This window comes from Streptomyces sp. NPDC096176 (assembly GCF_044763255.1).
In the GTDB taxonomy this organism is placed as follows: domain Bacteria; phylum Actinomycetota; class Actinomycetes; order Streptomycetales; family Streptomycetaceae; genus Streptomyces.
In genome coordinates this window covers 382,334-401,976 of record NZ_JBIWFV010000008.1, presented here as the reverse complement: position 1 = coordinate 401,976, position 19,643 = coordinate 382,334, and the positions used below count along the sequence as shown (strand labels likewise).

Here is a 19,643-nt window from a genome sequence, read left to right as displayed (position 1 = left end):
CTGCGCGCCGTCTGCTGTCCGCGCCGTTCCCTGTCATGCGCCAGCCGTCCGTGACCGGTCAGGAGTCCTTGGCTCCGCCGCGGCCGGTGCCGGGGTCGTCCCCCGTGCCGGTCCCCGGGTCGGTTCCGGTCCGGGGCCGGGTGTGGGTCCCGGCCTCCGGGCCCGGCCCGATACGGATCTCGAAGTCACCTGCGTACTTCTCGTGACCTGCGATCACCGCTGTCTCGACGGCCTCCTCCGCGAGCTCGCCACGGACGATCAGCGGGTCCTGGCGCAGATCGCGCATGAGAGCCACGCACATGCCCACCATCACCAGCACGAACGGGGCCGCGACAAGGATCGTCAGATGTTGCAGACCGGCGAGTGCGTCGCCCTTGCCCTCTCCGACGAGCAGCATGACCGCCGCCACGGCTCCGGTCACCACACCCCAGAAGATGACGACGATCCGGGCAGGTTCGAAGGTGCCCTTCTGGGAGAGGGTGCCCATGACGATCGAGGCGGCGTCGGCCCCCGAGACGAAGAAGATTCCGACCAGGATCATCACCAGCAGGCTCATCACACCGGCGATCGGGAACTCCTGGAGCACACCGAAGAGCTGTCCCTCGGGCGTCGTCTCGTTCCCGAGCCGTCCGTCCTCCTGGAGCTTCATGGCCGTGCCGCCGAAGACGGCGAACCAGATCAGGCTGACGCTGCTCGGGACCAGGATGACGCCGCCGACGAACTGACGGATCGTCCGCCCGCGGCTGATGCGGGCGATGAACATGCCGACGAACGGCGTCCAGGAAATCCACCAGGCCCAGTAGAAGACCGTCCAACTGCTCAGCCAGTCCGCGACGTCTCCGCCACCGGTCGCCGCCTCGGTGCGCCCGGCCAGCTGCGGCAGCTCGCCGATGTACGAGGCGAGCGAGGTCGGAATCAGGTCGAGGACGAGGATGGTCGGCCCGGCGATGAAGACGAACAGAGCGAGCACCACGGCCAGCACCATGTTGGTGTTCGACAGCCACTGGATGCCACGCTCGACACCGGAGACCGCGGAGAACACGAAGGCCGCCGTCAGCACACCGATGATGGCGATGAGAAGGCCGGTCCCGGCCTTCTCCATCCATCCCAATTCTCGGAAGCCGCTGCCGATCTGGAGCGCGCCGAGGCCCAGGGAGGTGGCTGATCCGAAGAGCGTGGCGAAGATCGCGAGGATGTCGATCACTCGTCCCGGGGCGCCCTCCGCCCGCTTCTTGCCGATCAGGGGCTCGAAGACGGCGCTGATGGTCTGCCGCCTGCGGCGCCGGAAGGTGCTGTAGGCGATGGCAAGACCGACCACGGCGTAGATGGCCCAGGGATGGAGGGTCCAGTGGAAGAGCGTCGTGGCCAGCGCCGTCTGCATAGCGTCGGCAGAGTCGGCAGGGTCGGTCCCCGGCGGCGGAGTCACATAGTGCGCGAGCGGCTCGCTGACGCCGTAGAACATCAGGCCGATGCCCATGCCGGCGCTGAACATCATCGCGACCCAGGAGACGGTGCGGAACTCGGGTTCCTCGTGCTCCTGGCCGAGCTCGATCCGGCCGTAACGGCTGATGGCGAGCCACAGCGCGAACACGACGAAGCCGGAGGCGGCCAGGACGAACGCCCAGCCGCCGTTGTGCATCAGGCCGTTCAGCATCGTGTCCGAGACGCTCTCCAGCGCATCGGTGAAGGAGGATCCCCAGATCACAAAAGCCAGGGTGAGAGCGGCCGTCACGCCGAACACCACCCGGTCGGTGACCGGCGCTCTGTCCTCGTACGGGTGACGGCCGGGCAAGGCAGCCCTCACCGGCAACCGCAACCGTGGCCCAGGTTTCTGTTCGTCGTGCGACACAAGTGGCACCTTTCACCAATTCGCGGAGGCTTTTCCGCTCTCCGGTACCCCCTACCACGTGTGATGCACGTCATAGCGTCAACAGGCCGGGACCGGCTCGGCCGAAACGAGGTGATATGTCGCGCGCATATCCAGGAGTAGCGGAACAAGCTCCCGCTGCGACTGCCGCAGCGGCACAAAGGCACCTTCCCCGTCCCGCCACGACCAGACACCGTGCAGGGCCAGTTCGTCCTTCACCTGCGCGTACTGATCCGCGTCGAGCCGGTACCCGCACGGTGGGTCGGCAAGCGTCTCCTCGGGGGTGGCGGGGTCGTTGTCGGCGCCGCCCAGGTAGACCGGGCCCCGGTCCCTGAAGCCGGAGAGGCGGGCGGCGGTGGTCGCCGCCTCGACGCTGCCGCGGCGCTCGTCCGCGTACGACAGCAGTCCGTCGAGTGCCGCGAGTTGGCTGTTCACGCGACGCCGGTTGTTCAGGGCGGGATCCGACTGCTCCTGCTCGGTCAGCGCGTCGACACGGCTCTCGATGAGCAGGCCGACCGCGTTCTTGATTCCGGAGGTGTTGCGCAGGATGCGTTCCTGGCCGTCCCCGGCGGTCTGTTTGATCGGCTCGCCGGTCACCGGGTCGGTCCAGATGCCGTAGGTGCCGGTGCTGAATCCCTCGTCGTGCGCGGCGGGCCGTACGTAGTCGCCGGAGAGGGTCCGCGCCTCGTCGCGCACCGCGGCCTCGGAGTTGAGGTTGCGCGGCCACAGGTCGAACAGGTCCTTGTCGTAGTACGGCGGCGTGGCGCCGTACTCGTGCAGGTCGTAGATGACGTCCGGGCGCCGGTCGCGGATGACGGCGGCCATGGCCCGGCCCTCCGCGGTCTTCAGGGCGATGTGGTCGCGGTTGATGTCGACACCGTCCGAGTTCCCCCGGGTGTCAGCGGCTCTGCCGTCGGGGTTGGCGGTGGGGACGACGAGGACGTGCGTCCTGGACAGCAGCCTGCGGGTCACGCCGTCCCCGGCGTGGGCGAGGTCGCGGACCGTCGTCAGGCATGCTTCCCTGCCCGACGGCTCGTCACCGTGCTGGGAGCAGATCAGCAGCACGGTGTGGGACGAGCTGCGCGCCCCGAGGTGGACGAGTTGCAGGGGGCGGCCCTGTTTTGTCGTACCGATGCGCTCGAGTGACATCCGGTCGCTGCCCCGGTCGACGGCGGCGAGGAAGCTCTGCTCCTCCGGCTGCGTGGTCCAGCGCTCGCCGTCGCTCGTCTCGAAGCCCGTCCGTGGCACGGTGTGTGCGGCCTCGGCGGGGCCGGTGATCAGCGGTACGGCGAGCGCGGCGGCGACGCCCGTCAGGGCGAGGGTGCGGACACGGAAATTCATCGGGTGCTGCCTCCCGGGATCGGGCGGATCTGACGTGGTGCCGCGACACCGCCGAGGCGGGAGTCGGTGGGGACTGGGACGGGTCCTGCGACGGCGCGGGCGAAGGCGGACGCCCCGCCGACGACGGGCAGTTTCGCAGCGGTACGGGCGAGATCGAGGGAGAGGCGCGGCGTGGTGTCCGGCGGGTCGATGAGGTCCTGGTCGGTGCCGGCGAGAATGAGTGCGAGCCGGTGGCCCGCCGGGACGACGTGGTCGCTCGCGTGCAGGTCGAGGGTGACCGTGTACGCCTTGCCGGGTGTCAGCGCATCGGGCTTGTAGCCGCCCAGATCGGCCCAGCCGCGGCTGAACACCGTGTGGCCGACGTCGATGGTGCGCGCCTTCGTCTCCTTGAAGCAGGAGCTGTCGCCGGTGGTGCTCGCGCCCCAGCAGGTGCGCTCCGCAAGGGTGGTGATGCCTTCGCCGGAGGCTGCGTAGTCCCGGATGGTGTCGGGTCCCAGATCGACCAGCACGGCAGACAGGTGGGCACTGGTGGTGGAGGGGGTGGCGGTGACGGTCACCCGCGAGGAGCCGGACAGCCGCAGGTCGCGGCCGAGGGGGCGGGTGATGAACCCGGCCTTGGCGGGCGTCGCCGTGTCGACCGCCGCGGCCCAGTCGGTCTCGTCGAGGCGGGGATCGTCGGTGAACGTCTCGGTCGCCCCCGGCCGGGCCGGTTTCAGTGACAGCGCGCCGACGCCGGGTTTCGTGCCGGTGTTCGGGCGCAGTGCCGCAGTGGCGGTCGTGCGCGGCGGCCAGAGGCGGTCGGTGCTCCACCGGTCCGGTGCCCGTTCGATGTCGGCCATGGGCTCGCGGTCGATGCCGTTGTCGTAGCCGAGGAGGTAGTGGTCGAACCAGCGGTGGAGGGTGCGTACCCACTCGGCGCGCCGGAAGTCGAACGGGTCGACGTGCCCGGTCTGGGAGAGCCACACCTTGCGCTCGACGCCGTTGTCCGCGAGGGCGTCCCACCACTGGCCGAAGTGCTTGGCGCGGACGTTGAGGTCCTGCATGCCGTGCACGGCGAAGACGCTGGCCCGCACGTTGCCGGCATCGGGCACGTAGTCGCGCTCGGCCCACAGCGGGGTCGACTCGCCGCTGCGCGGGGCGCCGTCGACGAGTCGCTGCTGGACTGCCTGGCAGCGTTCGCGGGCCTCGGGGCTCTCGACGTAGTCGGACAGCCACTCGGGGCCGGAGTTGTACAGGGGCGCGCCCTGGGCGAAGTAGTAGTCGTACCAGGAGGAGATGGCGCCGATCGGGACGATGGTCTTGAGGCCCCGTACACCGGTGGCGGCGACGCCGTTGGCGACGGTCCCGTCGTAGCTCTTGCCGATCATCCCGGTGGCGCCGGTGGACCAGCGTGCGCTCGCCCGCTCCCCGCCGGAGCGGCTGGTGTAGGCGCGGGCGCGACCGTTCAGCCAGTCGACGACGGCCTTCGCGGACTGGACGTCGGAGCGGCCGCCGACGTCGACGCAGCCGTCGGACCGGTTGGTTCCGGCCAGGTCGACGGCGACGAAGGCGTAGCCGCGGGGCACGAAGTAGTTGTCGTAGTACAGGGGGAACTGCACAGGGTTGCCGTCGGCGTCGTACGTCTTGCGCTGGCTCTCGTTGCCACGCCCGCAGCAGGCGTAGTACGGGCTGGCGTCCATGACGACGGGCACCTTCCGGCCCCGCTGCGCCGCCTCGCGCGGGCGGACGATGTCGACGGCGACGCGGTCCGTCCTGCCGTCGCCGTCACCGTCGAGCCGGGTGTCGACCCAGACGGACTCCCGGATCGCGTCGTCGTACGAGTACACCGGCCTGCTCTCCCGGGCCGGTGTCGCGCCTTGCGCGCCGGTGGGCGCGAGGACCAGCGCGATCAGGGCGGCCGAGGCCGCCGCTGCCAGCGATCTGCACGTCAAGCGGGTTCCCCGCGCACGATTCGGCATGGGCGGGAAGGTACTCCCGTCAACTCCCGTGCGACAGAGGGCAATCAGCACACCAAAGCGACCAATGGGACAGCGGGGATCATGTCGGGCCGATGGCGGTCGTGTGAAAGGCCGAGGTTCGCTCCTGACCGGAGGACGGGGAGGTGTCTAGGGTCCAAGAGATCGCCCGTTCTCACGACTTGGAGCATCCGTGCACCGCAGACTGATCGTCCCGAGCGCGCTCGCGGCCACCTTTGTGCTGGCGATCCCGGCATCGGCCGCAAACTCCTCCGCAGGCGACCCCGGCATCGGCGACCCCTACTACCCGGCCGCCGGGAACGGCGGGTACGACGTGTCGCACTACGACCTGAGGCTCACGTACCGGCCGAAGACGGACCTGCTGGAGGGGACGGCGACCATCCTCGCCACCACCACGCAGGATCTGAGCCGTTTCAACCTCGATTTCGGCCTCGGTGTCAGCGAGGTGAGGGTCGGCGGCAGGAAGGCCGCCTTCACGAAGGAGGGCGACCAGGAGCTGGTCGTCACCCCGGCCGCGCCGCTCGCCAAGGGCAAGTCCGTGTCGGTGGTGGTGCGGTACGCGGGGAAGCCCTCCGAGCTGAAGATCGGCGGCTGGACCGCTTGGCATCGCACGCCGGACGGCGGGGTGGCCGCCCAGGAACCGGACTCGGCGGTCTGGTGGTTCCCGAGCAACGACCATCCGTTGGACAAGGCGACGTACGACGTGTCGGTGTCGGTACCGGACGGCTCGCAGGCGATCAGCAACGGTGTGCTGGTCTCCCAGAGCTCCAAGCTGGGCTGGACGCGCTTCAACTGGCGCTCGAACAAGCCGCAGGCGACCTACCTGGCCACGCTCGCGGTCGGGAAGTTCGACATCACTACGTACACAACAGCCGACGGGCTGCCGATCCTGAACGCGTACAGCAAGGATCTCGGTGACAACGCGGGCGCCGCGCGGGCCAGCATCGAGCGGACCGGCGAGGTCGCCGAGTGGCTGACCGAGGTCTTCGGGCCGTACCCGTTCAACGCGCTGGGCGGCTACGTGCCGAACGTCACCAGTGGCTACGCCCTGGAGACGCAGACCCGGCCGTTCTACAGTCCGCGGCAGTTCGCGAACGGCGCCAACGTGTCCGTGGTCGTGCACGAGCTGGCCCATCAGTGGTACGGCGACAGCGTGTCCGTGAAGGGCTGGAAGGACATCTGGGTCAACGAGGGCTTCGCCCGGTACAGCCAGTGGCTCTGGTCGGAGAAGGAGGGCGAGGGCACCGCGCAGGAGCTGGCGGACCACGTCTACGCACAGCATCCGGCCGACGACGAGTTCTGGACGGTCAGGCCCGGTGACCCGGGCCCCGCGAACCAGTTCCACCTGGCCGTCTACGACCGCGGCGCGCTGGCGCTCCAGGCACTGCGGAACGAGATCGGCGACGAGGACTTCTTCGCGATCCTCAAGGGCTGGCCGGCCGAGCGCGCGTACGGCAACGCCGCGGTGGGCGACTTCGTGGCGTACGCGGAGCGCATCTCGGGCAAGCCGCTCGCCGAGCTCTTCGACACCTGGCTGTACGAGGCGTCGAAGCCGGGTGCTCCCGCTGCGGCCAAGGCGAGCATCGCGCGGTCAAAGGGTGCCGAGACGCCGCAGCCGAAGTCGTGGAAGAGCATCGCGGCGACGAACACGATTCACGAGCAGGGTCACGCTCACGCTCACGGGCAGTAAAGGCAGGAGGGCCCGCCGGAGGCATGCGTACGACCGTACGCCTCGTGGTGTACGGTCGTACGCATGGCTGCCTACTTCGCCGGTGACCCGCGCACCAACCGCCAGCGCATGCTCGCGGGCGACCTCTACATCGCCGACGATCCCGACATCGCCCGCGAGGCGCAGCGCGCTGTCCGGCTGGCCGCCGAGTACCTGGCCGCGTACGCGCAGGATGCGGACGCCGCGCAGCCGGTCGTCGCGGAACTGATCGGTGAACTCGGTGCGGGCGCCCACATCAAGCCGCCGTTGTTCGTCGACTACGGAACCCACATCTCCATCGGAGCGGGAACGTTCGTCAACTACAACTTCACCGCCCTGGACGTCGCGCCGATCACGATCGGCAAGGACTGCCAGATCGGCCCGAACGTGCAGTTGCTCACCCCGACGCACCCCCTCGAGCCGCAGCCGCGCCGCGACAAGCTCGAGGCGGCCCGGCCGATCACGGTCGGCGACAACGTGTGGCTCGGCGGCGGGGTGATCGTCCTGCCGGGCGTCACCATCGGCGACAACAGCGTCGTCGGCGCGGGCGCCGTCGTCACCAAGGACATCCCGGCGAACGTCGTCGCGGTGGGCAACCCGGCCCGCGTGGTCCGCTCGCTCGAGCCCGTCGACGACACGCACCGGGCCGACGCCGCCGGCCCGGCCGACCCGGTCGAGGCCTGAGGCGATGGCGTCCGGACGCGTGGATCCCGAGCGACGGGAACGCATCATCGCGGCGGCCCTGGATCTGATCGCGGAGGAGGGCGTCGCGGGCACGTCGCACCGCAAGGTGGCCGCACGCGCCGGCGTCCCCCTCGGCTCGATGACCTACCACTTCCAGGGCATGGACGAGCTGCTGCGCGAGGCGTTCACCAGCTTCTCCGCCGCCATGGTCGCCCTGTTCGAGTCCCGTCTCGGGGCCGCCGGCTCCGCGGACGAGGCGCGGGAGGCCGTCGCCGACCTGATCCATCACCTCTCCGGAGGCGACGAGCGGCAGCTGGTGCTCACCCACGAGCTGTACACGCTGGCCGCCCGGCAGCCGGCCTTTCGCGAGCTGACCCGGGAGTGGATGCACAGCAGCCGAAGGGCGCTGGAGCGGCATTTCGACCCGTCGACGGCCCGTCAGCTCGACGCACTCATCGAAGGACTGTCGATGCACCGCGCCCTGGACACCGAGCCGCACGACCGCGCACTGACCGTCGACGCCATCGCCCGCATCACTGCGGCAGGGCCACAGTCCACTCCCTGAAGGCCGCCCGGCCGGCGCCCTCCCTGACGAGGGCGCCGGCCGGGCTCACACCAGGACACCCGGGACCCTCCCCATGGGAGCGCTCTCAACGCACGCATACGGCGGATATCCTGTCGGAGACAGGTCACGCCGCCGACCGGCTCACCGAGCCCGGGAGCAGACGAGGAGCGCACGCCTTGCCCGAGCAGACCACGGGGCCCCGCCCCACTCTGGAAGCCGTCGCGGCGCGCGCGGGCGTGTCCCGGGCCACGGCCTCCCGGGTCGTCAACGGCGGCGCGGGCGTGCGCGCGCCCCTGGTCGACAAGGTGCGCCAGGCGGTCGAGGAGCTCGGCTACGTGCCGAACCACGCGGCGCGCACGCTGGTCACCCGGCGCAACGGCGCCGTCGCCGTGATCATCGCGGAGCCCGAATTCCGGATCTTCTCCGACCCGTTCTTCGAGCAGCAGGTCCGCGGGATCAGCCGTGAGCTGACGGCGCACGACTCCCAGCTGGTGCTGCTGTGGGTGGAGGGCCCCGACGACCACGACCGCATCGCGCGCTATCTGGGCGGTGGCCATGTCGACGGCGCCCTCGCCTTCTCCTTGCACAACGACGACGAGCTGCCCGCGCTGATCGGCCGGACGAAGATACCCATGGTCTTCGGCGGTCGTCCCGCCTCCGGCTCGGACCTCGCCGTCCCTTACGTCGACTGCGACAACCGCGGGGGCGCCCGGGAAGCCGTGCGCCATCTGGTGTCGCTGGGCCGCAGGAACATCGCTCACATCGCCGGGCCCCGCGACCAGACCTCCGCGCTGGACCGGATCGACGGCTACCACGACGTTCTGGTGGACGCCGACGCCGGCCTGTTCTGCCAGGGCGACTTCACGGCGGAGAGCGGGGCGCGGGCGATGGCGGACCTGCTGGACCGCCGCCCGGACGTCGACGGCGTCTTCGTCTCCAACGACCTGATGGCGTCGGGTGCACTGCGCACGCTGCGCGAGCGCGGTCTGCGGGTGCCGGAGGACGTGGCGCTGGTCGGCTTCGACGACATGACCTCCGTCGTGGACACCACGGAGCCGGCGCTGACCACGGTGCGCCAGGACATCGAGGGCATGGGCCGGCTGATGGTGCGGCTGTTGATGCGGCTGCTGAACGAGTCCGGGGGCGACGCCCCGGCGTCCGTGATCACTCCGACCACACTGGTGCGGCGGGCATCGGCCTGACCTCCGACACCCACCGCCTCTCGTGGGGCTGGGGGATCAGCCGAAGGGGATCACCAACACGGACTTGTCGGTGCCGGTCGCGAGCTTCGCGGTGCCGTTGCCGATCGCGCTCCACACCTCGAGGCGCACGGTGCCGCCGGCGAGGTTGCCGAGCGTGCCGGTGGAGGCTTTGAGGCCGCGGGACTGCGCGTACTCCTCCCAGCCGGGCACGGGGTCGGTCGCGAAGTAGTGGTAGGTCTCCGTCCGTTCGAAGCTGCCGTCTCCAGTGAGGTCGTAGCTGATGCGGGCCTGCTGGCCGAGTCCGACCGTGGTGCCCGCGTCCAGCTGGAGGCGGAAGGCGGTCGCGGCGCCCGGGGTGAGGGTGCCGTTGACGCCCTTCACCTCGTAGACGAGCGGCTGGTGCGGGGTGCCGTCGTGGTTGGCGCCTCCGGCAGAGGCGATGGTGTCGCTGCCGGCCGTTCCACCGGTCGCCGTGGTGAGGACTCCCCCGGCGCGCAGCTGAAAGGTGTTGCCGGTCGGCGGGTCGGGGTCCGGGTCGGGGTCCGGGTCGCTGCCCGTTCCGGTGCCCGTCGCGGTCGAGCGAGCGGGCACGGACAGCGTCTTGCCGTCGGAGAAGGTCACCGTGCGGGCCGTGGAGCCGTGGTTGTGGGCGGCGTACGTCCGTACGGTGCCCTTGGTGAAGACGGCGGAGGTCGGGATGTTCCCCGTCACCGTGGCGTCGGGGGCTCCCAGCGTGTCGAGGGTGCTGATCCAGTGGTAGGTGTGGGCCTTGGACTCGCCCTGTTCGGGGGTGTAACCGGCGTGGCCGGCGTCCCACTTGGACTTGGCCGCCGCCGGGTCGGCCAGCGACTGGAACTCCCAGAGGATGTCGCGCCATTCGACGGCCGGTCCGCCGTTCTCACGCTCCATCTCGGCGATGTTGCGCCGGATCGCGGCCTTCTCGCCGCCGAGGTGCAGTGAACCGCCGGTCACGGGAAGGACGTTGATGCCGTGGATCTCCTCGGGGTTGGCGGTCCACCAGGTGGCGTAGGCGGCGCCGCTGCCCCAGACCATGCCCGCCGTGTCGTGGCCGAAGGAGCCCGGGAAGACCTGTTCGTCGGCGTCGAACCAGTACTGGGCGATCGACTCCGACTCGATGGTCAGCAGATACGTGCCGAGGTCGCGCATCGAGGTGTCACCGGTGGCCGAGCCCCACAGCACCAGCGCGGCACTGAGGTTGGTGGACTCTGACGACGACTCCTGGTTGTTGCCCGCGGCGAAGCCCTGGTGGCCGGAGGCCCAACTGTGTCCCGCGTAGACGTCGAAGCCGCGCAGGAAGGGGAAGGCGGTGTCGGTGCGGGCCGCGTTCGCGGCGTCCCTGATCAGGGTCTTGACCATGCCGCCCCATGCGGAGTCGGCGGCCCACGCCTGGTCGTACTGGGCGACGATCGCCGCGGCATGGACGTAGTAGCTGTAGTGGAAGTGGTGGTCGTTGAGCTCGGTGTCGCTGCCGTAGGAGGCCGGGTAGCCGGTGAGGGTCTTCCAGTCCTTGTCGTAGCTGAACTCGTTGGCCCCGCCGGCCGTGAACCACTCCTGGAGCTTGCCCCTGATCAGGCCGAGGAGCTTGTCGCGGATGCCGGCCTCGCCGATCTGCTCGGCGACGGGGACGAGCTGGGCGAGCCGGCCGAGTGCCTTGCCGGTCCAGTAGGTGTCGGTGGCACCGGAGAACGGGTCGGAGGCGTTCGCGACCTCGTTCAGGTAGCCGCGCAGGCGGGCGGTGTCGACGCCGTTCGACTTCGGCAGCGCGGGCAGCACGGCCGAGGCCTTCTGGCTTGTCGTGAAGGAGGCCGACTCCCGGACCTTCATGGTGCCGCGCGGAGAGACGTAGGTGTGCGCGGTGAGCGCGTCGGTGGTGTTCCGCCACTGGTGGCGGTAGAGCGCTTGGAGCGTGCCGCGCTCACTGCCTTCCTTGGCCTCGGTGGTGAGGGTGTAGGTGGCCTTGACCGTACCGCCGGTGTAGCTCCAGTCGACCTTGGAGCCGGTCACGAAGCTGTAGGCGTACTTCCGGTACGTCTCGAGAGCGCCGGTGGAGGGCAGGACGGCGACGGAGAAGTAGTCCTTGGAGCCGAGTCCGGCGTTGATGGTGGAGCCGGACACGTTCCAGTCGCTGCCGGTCGGCGCGAAGAGGGCGTAGTGGTGTCCCGCGACGGTGATGCCGAGGACGTTGCCCTGATCGGCGAAGACGGCGGGGGCGCCGGCCGTGGTGATCTGAGCGTTTCCGCCCGAGCCCTTGGCGTACACGAAGGGCAGACCGTGGCCGATGGTGGTGCGCAGGGTGCGGGTGCCGTCGGACCAGTACGGGGTGACGGTCCAGTCGGACCAGTCGTCGGCCTTGGTGTCCGGGGAGTTGAGACCGGCGAGGCCGATGGTGAGGTCGCGTTTGTGGGCGAACTCGTACTGGCGGCCGTCACCGACGATCGCCGGTGTCGTCGGATAGCCCACGTCCAGCCCGCCGGCCGTGGCCTGGTAGGTGAGGGGATGGCCGTACATCGGAGTCGAGTACGGGTTGTCGCCGTAGCGCTGGAAGGCGAGGGAGGACCACCAGTCGTTGGTGGGCACCGGGCGGTTCCTGGCAGCTGCGGTGACCTTGGGGGTGACCGGCGTGCCTGTGTTGGTCGTCGGGCCGGACGTGCCGGCGGGGCGGGTGTCGGAGTAGCTGCCGGAGCCTACGGGGACGGTGGCGGCGGCCGCGGGGGCGGCGGCCGGCCCCAGGCCGACAGCGGCCAGGGCTGAGGCGAGGACCAGCGCTGCGGCTGGTCTGTTGCGGGGGGCTGGCATGAACAGCACCTCACGTCATCACTGGATGGGTGGCCGAGAGCGCTCTCAGATGGCCGAAACGTAAAACTCCTGAAACACACGTGTCAATAGAGGGAACACAGACCGCTGTTGGCCATGAGTCCAACCCGTTATGCCTTCGAGTCTTGACGGGGCGCGCGCCCGCGGGGCACGCTCCAATCGCATATCTGAGAGCGCTCTCAATGTTCTCGCTCCATCCCGAAGCCAAGGAGGCTTCCCATGCCCATCGCCAGAGCCGCCAAGAGGGCCGCCGTCCGCCTGGGTGCGGTCGCGCTCGCCGGGGCACTGCTCGCCGCCTGCGGATCCGGTTCGTCGGACACCGCCTCCGACGGCGAGGGCGGGAAGATCACACTCACCGTCGACCTGTTCGGATCCTTCGGCTACAAGGAGGCCGGTCTCTACGCGGAGTACGAGAAGCTGCACCCGAACGTCACGATCAAGCAGACCGACACCGAGGACGAGGCCGACTACTGGAAGTCGCTCCAGACCCGGCTGGCCGGCGGCGGAGGTCTCGCGGACGTCCAGGGCATCGAGGTCGGCCGGATCGCGTCGGTCACCCAGCAGCAGGCCGACAAGTTCGAGGACTTGAAGAAGTACGGCGCCGACAAGCTGAAGAGCCAGTTCGCCGACTTCAAGTGGGCCGCCGCCACCGCCAAGGACGGTCAGGTCCTCGGTCTCGGCACCGACGTCGGCCCCGAGGCCATGTGCTACCGCACGGACCTGTTCGAACAGGCGGGTCTGCCGACCGACCGCGAGGAGCTCGCCAAGAAGTGGTCGACCTGGGACGGCTACCTCGAGCTGGGCGAGCAGTACAAGGCCAATGCACCCGCCAAGAGCGCGTGGCTGGACAGTGTCGGCAGCCTCTTCTCCATCATGATCGGCCAGGAGGAGGAGCGTTACTACGACGCCTCCGGGAAGCTGATCTGGGAGACCAACCCGGCGCTGAAGACGGCGTGGGACACCTCCGTGGAGGCGGCGGACGCCGGTCTGAGCGCCAAGCTGGACCAGTGGTCGCCGCAGTGGAACCAGGCGTTCGCCGCCGGCTCCTTCGCCACCATCCCCTGCCCCGCCTGGATGCTCGGCTACATCAAGGGCCAGGCAGGTGACAGCGGCAAGGGCAAGTGGGACATCGCCAAGCTGCCCGGGGGCGCCGGCAACTGGGGCGGCTCGTACCTCTCGATCCCGCGCGCGGCCAAGCACAAGAAGGAGGCGTACGAGCTGATCGAGTGGCTCACCGCCCCCGAACAGCAGGCCAAGCTCTTCCAGAAGCAGGGCAACTTCCCGTCCTCCACCGGGGCGATCGAAAAGGTCGCCGGCGCCACCGACCCGTACTTCTCCGGAGCGCCGATCGGCCAGATCTTCGGTGACGCGGCCAAGGCGGCGCCGGTCCAGGTCCTCGGCGTGCACGACCAGAACGTCAACCAGCAGATCACCAACGCGCTGAGCGAGGTCGAGCGCAAGGGCGCCTCGTCCGAGAAGGCATGGGCGAACGCGAAGAAGGGCGTCGACAACACCATCGGCTGACGTCCGCCGACGCATCTCCTTCGGGCCGGTCCCCTTGCCTCCGCCCCCGCACGGGACCGGCCTGAAGGCTCCCGCCCCCGTACCGACTCCCCGAAGGGCCGCATCGTGACCCTCACCGCCCCCGCGAAGGCGGTCTCGCCGCCCCGGCCGCCGGCCGTGCGGCGCGCCTGGCGCAAGCTCTCGCCGTACGCCTACATCGCCCCGTTCTTCACGCTGTTCGCCGCCTTCGGGCTCTTCCCGCTGATCTACACGGCGTTCGTCTCGCTCTACCGGGTCGAGCTGCAGACGCCGGGTGACATGGAGTGGCGGGGGCTCGGCAACTACACCGCGCTGCTGGAGGACGAGTTCTTCTGGACCGCGCTGCGCAACACATTCACCATCGGGGTACTGTCCACCGTGCCGCAGCTGGTGATGGCACTGGGGCTGGCGCATCTGCTCAACTACCGTCTGCGCGGCCGCACTTTCCTGCGCACCGCGATGCTGCTGCCGTACGCCACCTCCGTCGCGGCGGCCACGCTCGTCTTCGCCCAGCTCTTCGGCCGCGACTTCGGACTCATCAACTACCTTCTGGGGCTGATCGGTTTCGGTCCGGTGGACTGGCAGACCGGAACCGTCGCATCGCAGATCGCCGTGTCGACCATCGTCATCTGGCGCTGGACCGGCTACAACGCGCTGATCTACCTGGCGGGCATGCAGTCCATCCCGAGTGAGCTGTACGAGGCGGCGGAGATGGACGGCGCTTCCCGGTGGCGGCAGTTCTTCCATGTGACGCTGCCCGGCCTGCGCCCCACGATCCTGTTCACCGTGGTCGTGTCCACGATCGGCGCCACCCAACTCTTCGGTGAGCCGCTGCTGTTCGAGGGCTCCATCTCCGGCGGCATCTCGCACCAGTACCAGACGCTCGGGCTCTACATGTACGAGCAGGGCTGGGGCTTCTTCCACCTGGGGCGTGCCGCCGCCATCGCCTGGGTGATGTTCCTGCTGATCCTGGTGCTGGTCGGGGTCAACGCCCTGATCGCGCGCCGCCGTTCCCGAAAGGAGGCCGGGCGATGACCGTGCTCGCCGCACCGCCGACGAAACAGCAGCCGGCCACTGCGGACCGGTCCGCGCAAAAGCGCCGTCGCGCAAGGTCCGGAGCCGGCCGCACGATGAAGGGCGGCAAGGCCGCCTACGCCATCCTGATCGTCGCGGTGCTCGTCTCCGCGTTCCCGTTCTACTGGACGATCGTCGCCGCCAGCCGTTCCAACGCCGATCTGGCGAAGGTGCCACCGAGGCTGCTGCCCGGCCCCAACCTGATCCGCAACTTCGAGGCGGTGGTGGAGGAGGCGGACATCGGAAAGGCGCTGATCAACTCCTTCATCGTCTCCGGGTCCATCACCGTCGGCACCGTCCTGTGCTGCACGCTCGCCGGTTTCGCCTTCGCCAAGCTGCGCTTCCGCGGCCGTGGCGCGCTGCTGGCCGTCACGGTCGGCACGATGATGATCCCGCCGCAGCTCGGCGTCATCCCGCTCTTCATGCTGATCGCCGAACTGCAGTGGGTGAACCAGCTGCAGGCCGTGATCCTGCCGGGTCTGGTGTCCGCCTTCGGCGTCTTCTTCATGCGCCAGTACCTGGTGCAGTCGCTGCCCGACGAGCTGATCGAGGCCGCCCGTGTCGACGGCGCCTCCACCGCCCGGATCTTCTGGTCGATCGTGGTGCCCGTCGCCCGGCCCGGGATGGCCGTGCTCGGCATGCTCACCTTCATGGCCGCCTGGAACGACTTCTTCTGGCCGATCGTCGCGCTCTCCTCGCAGGAGCCGACCGTCCAGGTGGCGCTGCGCCAGCTCGGCGGCGGTTACGTCCACGACCAGTCCGTGATCATGGCGGGCACCCTGCTGGGCACGCTCCCGGTGCTGCTGGTCTTCGGCCTGCTCGGCCGGCAGATCGTCGGCGGCATCATGCAGGGCGCGGTCAAAGGCTAGGGGTGTCCGCCGGGCGCCCCCTCACCTCCTCTCCGCTCAGACGTCTCACTCCTGGGAGTTCCACCTCATGACCGCGCTCGACGCCCGGCCCGACACCGCAATGACGCTCCGGTTCCCCGCCGGATTCCGCTGGGGTACCGCCACCGCCGCATACCAGATCGAGGGCGCCGCCGCCGAGGACGGCCGTACCCCGTCCATCTGGGACACCTTCAGCCGCGCCCCGGGCAAGGTCCGCAACGGCGACACCGGCGACATCGCCGCCGACCACTACCACCGGATGCGCGAGGACGTCGCCCTCATGCGCCGGCTCGGCGTCACCGACTACCGGTTCTCGGTCTCCTGGCCCCGGGTGCAGCCGACCGGACGTGGGCCCGCCGTGCAGAAGGGTGTCGACTTCTACCGCCGGCTGGTCGACGAGCTGCGGGACGCCGGTATCCGGCCGGTGGCCACGCTCTACCACTGGGATCTGCCGCAGGAGCTCGAGGACGCCGGCGGCTGGCCTCAACGGGAGACCGCGCAGCGGTTCGGCGAGTATGCCGGCATCATGGCCGAGGCGCTCGGCGACAGGGTGGCGACCTGGACGACGCTCAACGAGCCGTGGTGCGCCGCGTTCCTCGGCTACGGGAACGGGGTGCACGCGCCCGGCCGGACCAGCCCTCTCGCGTCACTGCGCGCCGCGCACCACTTCAACCTGGCACACGGCTGGGCGGCACAGGTACTGCGCGCCGCGCTGCCGCCGTCGGCCGAGGTCTCGCTGACGCTCAACCTCCACGCGGTGCGGGCCCATTCGGACTCGCCCGCCGATCTGGACGCGGCCCGTCGCATCGACGCCGTCGGCAACCGCATCTTCCTCGACCCCGTCTTCCACGGGCGGCTCCCGGAGGATCTGCTGCGGGACACGGCGACGGTGACCGACTGGTCGTTCGTGCTGGACGGCGACCTTGCGGTGGCGTCCACCCCGATCGACTCGCTGGGCATCAACTACTACTCCCCCACCGTCGTCGCCGCGGGCGCCTCCGAGTCCCCGTCTCCGTGGGCGGGCGCCGAGCAGCATGTGCGGTTCCTGCCCGCGCCCGGTCCGCGCACCGCGATGGACTGGCCGGTCGACGCCGACGGTCTGCACGAACTGCTGGTCCGGCTGCGCGACGACCTGCCGGGCGTGCCCCTGGTGATCACCGAGAACGGGGCGGCGTACGACGACTACGCGGACCCGTCCGGCGAGGTGAAGGACCCCGAGCGGGTGGCGTATCTGCACGCCCATCTGTCGGCGGTGCACCGGGCGATCGAAGACGGCGCGGACGTGCGGGGCTATTTCCTGTGGTCGCTGCTCGACAACTTCGAGTGGGCCTACGGCTACAGCAAGCGGTTCGGCATCGTGCACGTTGACTTCGCGACCCAGCGTCGCACCTTCAAGGACAGCGCCCGCTGGTACGCGGAGGTCATCGCGCGCGGTGGTCTGACCTGACCCTGGCCCGCGCCTCGCGGGCGAGCGGGAGGTAGCGCAGCCGCTCGGGGAGTACGGGCACCACCGCTCGTACGACCCGGGCGAAGCGCCGCAGTCTGCGCTCCTGACGGTCGGTCCACGGCAGGCCGATGGCCTCGCGAGCGTCCGGCGGCATCAGCCCGACGGTCATGAACCGGCGGAAGCGGGCGAGTGGCGGGAGCAGCAGCGGCCACAGGCAGCGCAGTGTCAGCCGCAGCGGCAGGGGGCCCCGGTCCGGCGGCGGCACCGGCTGGTCCACGGCCACCAGCTCTCGTACGACGACGGTCGCCTCGAGTTCGTCGGCGAGCACCTTGCGGTAGTACGGCCAGAACTCTTCGATCGTCTGCGGCATGTCCCGGTCGTGGATGCCGAGGATCCTGCCGACCTGGAGCCACTCCGCGTACAGCCGCCGCTCCTCGGCCTCGGTGAGTTCGCGCACCAGGTAGCGGGCCGCGTGCCGGTAGACGGGGAAGCCGGTGGCGTGCACCCAGGAGTAGTGGGCGGGGTCGAGGGCGTGGTACCGGCGGCCGTGGCCGTCGGTGCCCTGGATGGTGCGGTGCAGTTGGCGGAGCCTGCGGCCCTCCTCGGCGGCCGCCTCGCCGCCGTAGATCCACAGCTGGAGCGAGCGCAGGGAGCGTTCGCCGCGTCCCCAGGGGTCGGTGCGGAAGACGGAGTGCTCGTCGACGCCGGCGCCGACGGCCGGGTGCGCGACCTGCAGGGTGAGGGCGGCGGGGAGCATCAGCAGGGCGCGGATGTCTCCGGCGAGGCTCCACAGCACGCCGCCGGGCGGCGGCGGCAGGGGCTCGGCTGCTGCCCTGGTCATCGGTGGTCTCCCTGCGTGCGTCGGGTCGGTCCGGCACCTCCCAGTATGCGACCTGCGGCACTTGCGCCCCATGAGCCTCAGGGGTTCTCGGGGACACGTGACGTGTCCGGTTGTGCCGGGACCTGGGGCAGCAGCTGGTCCAAGGCTTCGAGCCCGGCGCGGGCGGCGGCGATCCGGTCCCTCAGCTCCTGGCCCAGGGGGTGCGCGGCGTCAACCTGCTCGGCCGCCCCGGCGGGCGAGCGGCGCTGTACGTCCATCTCCCGGGCCTGCGCGAGGGAGTCGATGACCACGCCGATCAGCACACCTGCCCGATCGCTCCCGGGCCGCACCGGCGGGCGACCGGCCGCATCGGTCGGCGAACGAGTGTCCGGTTAGCATGCGGCGCATGACGGATATCGTGATCAGGCCCGCCCTCGCGGAAGACATCCCCCCGATCGTGGCCCTGCTCGCCGACGACGCGCTGGGGGCGGCACGCGAGTCGCCCGACGACCTGGCTCCGTATCTCCGCGCCTACGAGCGCCTCCAAGGCGACCCGAACCAGCTCCTCATGGTGGCCGTACGCGGCGATGCCGTGGTCGGCACTCTCCAACTGACCTTCGTCCCCGGCCTCTCCCGCCGCGGCAGCACCCGCTCGATCATCGAGGGCGTACGCGTCCACAGCTCGGAGCGCGGCCGGGGCCTCGGACAGCAGTTCATCGAGTGGGCGATCGAGGAGTCCCGCAAGCAGGGCTGCCAACTGGTCCAGCTGACCTCCGACGCGGGCCGCCCCGACGCCCACCGTTTCTACGAGCGCCTCGGTTTCGTCGGCTCGCACGTCGGTTTCAAACTCCAGCTCGCCTGACGGCCCCCGGCAGCCCGCGTCGTCCATGACCTGTCCGGCGCACCGGGGTCGTCCTCCCGAGTCGCCCCGGTGGCGGGAGTTCAAGGATCGCTGCTGTCTGTACGAAACGGTGCAGACAGAAGCGAGGGACCATGGAGCAGAAGCACGAGCGTCTCGGGACACCCCGGGCCGCCGGGATCGCCGGGGTGGTGTTCGCGATCCTGATGGCCGCGGCGATCGTCCTGGTGCGGCTCGCCCTGCCAGGCGGGGCCGGCGGAGACGAGGTGGCCGTCGACGCCGGGCAGCGGCGCGCCGTGCAGACGGCGCTGGAGCTGCTCCCGTTCGCCGGTATCGCCTTCCTGTGGTTCATGGGCGCCCTGCGCGATCAGGCCGGTGAGGGAGAGGACCGGTTCATCTCCACGGTGTTCCTGGGTAGCGGCCTGGTCTTCGTCGCCACCCTGTTCGGCAGCGCCGCGGCGGCGGGGACCGTGCTCGACGAGAGTCAGCAGCACTCGGCCTTCGGCCGCCACTTCGCCTACACCATGATGACCACGTATGCGATGCGGATGGCGGCGGTGTTCATCTTCACGACCTCGACCATCGGCCGACGGCTCGGCGTCTTCCCGCGCCCGCTCGTGATCCTCGGCTACCTGGCGGGGCTGACGCTGCTCGTGGTGGGAGCGAACCTGCCCTGGGCCGAGCTGGTCTTCCCGGCCTGGGCGCTCATCGTCAGCCTGCACATCCTGCTGGGACGGCGGCCCGCCCGTTCCCGGCCCGCCACACCGGCCTGAGCCGCCACCCGCAGCGCTCACTCCAACGGCTTCCTCCCGTCGCCGCAACCCTTCGGGCCACCC

At 70.2% G+C, this 19,643-nt stretch carries 16 protein-coding genes; 10 read left to right on the top strand and 6 right to left on the bottom strand.

Going from position 1 to position 19,643, the window contains the following annotated elements; all coding sequences use genetic code 11:
- Positions 1-58: 58 nt before the first annotated feature.
- The 3 genes from ACIQ7Q_RS24215 to ACIQ7Q_RS24205 form a co-directional block, all read right to left on the bottom strand.
- On the bottom strand, positions 59-1,810 hold the full coding sequence (locus ACIQ7Q_RS24215; RefSeq protein WP_403865857.1) for a BCCT family transporter: 1,752 nt from the start codon (positions 1,808-1,810) through the stop codon (positions 59-61).
- 117 nt (positions 1,811-1,927) lie between these two features.
- A complete protein-coding gene (locus ACIQ7Q_RS24210) occupies positions 1,928-3,208 on the bottom strand; it encodes a M14 family metallocarboxypeptidase (protein ID WP_403865767.1) in 1,281 nt (426 codons plus the stop codon).
- Complete coding sequence (locus tag ACIQ7Q_RS24205) at positions 3,205-5,166, bottom strand: Xaa-Pro dipeptidyl-peptidase (protein ID WP_403865764.1); 1,962 nt, start codon at positions 5,164-5,166, stop codon at positions 3,205-3,207. The genes ACIQ7Q_RS24210 and ACIQ7Q_RS24205 overlap by 4 nt, the downstream gene beginning before the upstream one ends.
- Before the next feature lie 190 nt (positions 5,167-5,356).
- Here ACIQ7Q_RS24205 and ACIQ7Q_RS24200 point away from each other — a divergent pair, with 190 nt between their 5' ends.
- The 4 genes from ACIQ7Q_RS24200 to ACIQ7Q_RS24185 all read left to right on the top strand — a co-directional run bounded on the left by ACIQ7Q_RS24200 (position 5,357) and on the right by ACIQ7Q_RS24185 (position 9,343).
- Positions 5,357-6,874: a M1 family metallopeptidase gene (locus ACIQ7Q_RS24200; protein ID WP_403865761.1), complete on the top strand. Its 1,518-nt coding sequence runs from the start codon at positions 5,357-5,359 to the stop codon at positions 6,872-6,874.
- Positions 6,875-6,937: 63 nt separating this feature from the next.
- Positions 6,938-7,576, top strand: coding sequence for a sugar O-acetyltransferase (locus ACIQ7Q_RS24195; protein ID WP_403865758.1), 639 nt, complete (start codon positions 6,938-6,940; stop codon positions 7,574-7,576).
- Positions 7,577-7,580: 4 nt separating this feature from the next.
- Positions 7,581-8,141 carry a TetR/AcrR family transcriptional regulator gene (locus tag ACIQ7Q_RS24190; RefSeq protein WP_403865756.1) on the top strand — a complete coding sequence of 187 codons (561 nt, stop codon included), beginning with the start codon at positions 7,581-7,583 and terminating at the stop codon, positions 8,139-8,141.
- A gap of 176 nt (positions 8,142-8,317) precedes the next feature.
- Positions 8,318-9,343, top strand: a complete 1,026-nt coding sequence (locus ACIQ7Q_RS24185; protein WP_403865753.1) for a LacI family DNA-binding transcriptional regulator — start codon at positions 8,318-8,320, stop codon at positions 9,341-9,343.
- Between the two features lie 36 nt (positions 9,344-9,379).
- Here the strand turns inward: ACIQ7Q_RS24185 and ACIQ7Q_RS24180 are convergent, their stop codons facing one another.
- Entirely contained in the window at positions 9,380-12,160 is a 2,781-nt protein-coding gene (locus tag ACIQ7Q_RS24180) for a glycosyl hydrolase (RefSeq protein WP_403865750.1), read from the bottom strand.
- Between the two features lie 237 nt (positions 12,161-12,397).
- Here ACIQ7Q_RS24180 and ACIQ7Q_RS24175 point away from each other — a divergent pair, with 237 nt between their 5' ends.
- From ACIQ7Q_RS24175 to ACIQ7Q_RS24160, 4 genes are all read left to right on the top strand, one after another.
- A complete protein-coding gene (locus ACIQ7Q_RS24175; RefSeq protein WP_403865747.1) occupies positions 12,398-13,702 on the top strand; it encodes an ABC transporter substrate-binding protein in 1,305 nt (434 codons plus the stop codon).
- A 105-nt stretch (positions 13,703-13,807) separates the two neighbouring features.
- The gene (locus ACIQ7Q_RS24170; protein WP_356637056.1) at positions 13,808-14,755 is read left to right on the top strand and encodes a sugar ABC transporter permease; all 948 of its coding nucleotides are present in this window, start codon (positions 13,808-13,810) and stop codon (positions 14,753-14,755) included.
- On the top strand, positions 14,752-15,663 hold the full coding sequence (locus ACIQ7Q_RS24165) for a carbohydrate ABC transporter permease (protein WP_403865743.1): 912 nt from the start codon (positions 14,752-14,754) through the stop codon (positions 15,661-15,663). Before ACIQ7Q_RS24170 ends, ACIQ7Q_RS24165 begins: the two co-directional genes overlap by 4 nt.
- A gap of 67 nt (positions 15,664-15,730) precedes the next feature.
- On the top strand, positions 15,731-17,128 hold the full coding sequence (locus tag ACIQ7Q_RS24160; protein ID WP_403865740.1) for a GH1 family beta-glucosidase: 1,398 nt from the start codon (positions 15,731-15,733) through the stop codon (positions 17,126-17,128).
- Here the strand turns inward: ACIQ7Q_RS24160 and ACIQ7Q_RS24155 are convergent.
- Both ACIQ7Q_RS24155 and ACIQ7Q_RS24150 read right to left on the bottom strand, forming a co-directional pair.
- Entirely contained in the window at positions 17,103-17,969 is an 867-nt protein-coding gene (locus ACIQ7Q_RS24155; RefSeq protein ID WP_403865737.1) for an oxygenase MpaB family protein, read from the bottom strand. The genes ACIQ7Q_RS24160 and ACIQ7Q_RS24155 overlap by 26 nt on opposite strands.
- 77 nt (positions 17,970-18,046) lie before the next feature.
- The gene (locus ACIQ7Q_RS24150; protein ID WP_403865734.1) at positions 18,047-18,259 is read right to left on the bottom strand and encodes a hypothetical protein; all 213 of its coding nucleotides are present in this window, start codon (positions 18,257-18,259) and stop codon (positions 18,047-18,049) included.
- Positions 18,260-18,354: 95 nt separating this feature from the next.
- On the opposite strand from ACIQ7Q_RS24150, the gene ACIQ7Q_RS24145 reads away from it, so the two are divergent.
- Complete coding sequence (locus ACIQ7Q_RS24145; protein ID WP_403865731.1) at positions 18,355-18,810, top strand: GNAT family N-acetyltransferase; 456 nt, start codon at positions 18,355-18,357, stop codon at positions 18,808-18,810.
- A gap of 131 nt (positions 18,811-18,941) precedes the next feature.
- Positions 18,942-19,580, top strand: coding sequence for a hypothetical protein (locus ACIQ7Q_RS24140; protein WP_403865728.1), 639 nt, complete (start codon positions 18,942-18,944; stop codon positions 19,578-19,580).
- The last annotated feature ends 63 nt before the right edge of the window (positions 19,581-19,643 follow it).

What these genes read in the sequence shown, in the direction of transcription:
- ACIQ7Q_RS24165 (WP_403865743.1), top strand. Translation starts at nt 14,752, where the DNA reads ATGACCGTGCTCGCCGCACCGCCGACGAAACAGCAGCCGGCCACTGCG.
- ACIQ7Q_RS24140 (WP_403865728.1), top strand. Translation starts at nt 18,942, where the DNA reads ATGGAGCAGAAGCACGAGCGTCTCGGGACACCCCGGGCCGCCGGGATC.
- ACIQ7Q_RS24145 (WP_403865731.1), top strand. Translation starts at nt 18,355, where the DNA reads ATGACGGATATCGTGATCAGGCCCGCCCTCGCGGAAGACATCCCCCCG.
- ACIQ7Q_RS24210 (WP_403865767.1), bottom strand. Translation starts at nt 3,208, where the DNA reads ATGAATTTCCGTGTCCGCACCCTCGCCCTGACGGGCGTCGCCGCCGCG.
- ACIQ7Q_RS24155 (WP_403865737.1), bottom strand. Translation starts at nt 17,969, where the DNA reads ATGACCAGGGCAGCAGCCGAGCCCCTGCCGCCGCCGCCCGGCGGCGTG.
- ACIQ7Q_RS24160 (WP_403865740.1), top strand. Translation starts at nt 15,731, where the DNA reads ATGACCGCGCTCGACGCCCGGCCCGACACCGCAATGACGCTCCGGTTC.
- ACIQ7Q_RS24175 (WP_403865747.1), top strand. Translation starts at nt 12,398, where the DNA reads ATGCCCATCGCCAGAGCCGCCAAGAGGGCCGCCGTCCGCCTGGGTGCG.
- ACIQ7Q_RS24190 (WP_403865756.1), top strand. Translation starts at nt 7,581, where the DNA reads ATGGCGTCCGGACGCGTGGATCCCGAGCGACGGGAACGCATCATCGCG.
- ACIQ7Q_RS24205 (WP_403865764.1), bottom strand. Translation starts at nt 5,166, where the DNA reads ATGCCGAATCGTGCGCGGGGAACCCGCTTGACGTGCAGATCGCTGGCA.
- ACIQ7Q_RS24195 (WP_403865758.1), top strand. Translation starts at nt 6,938, where the DNA reads ATGGCTGCCTACTTCGCCGGTGACCCGCGCACCAACCGCCAGCGCATG.
- ACIQ7Q_RS24180 (WP_403865750.1), bottom strand. Translation starts at nt 12,160, where the DNA reads ATGCCAGCCCCCCGCAACAGACCAGCCGCAGCGCTGGTCCTCGCCTCA.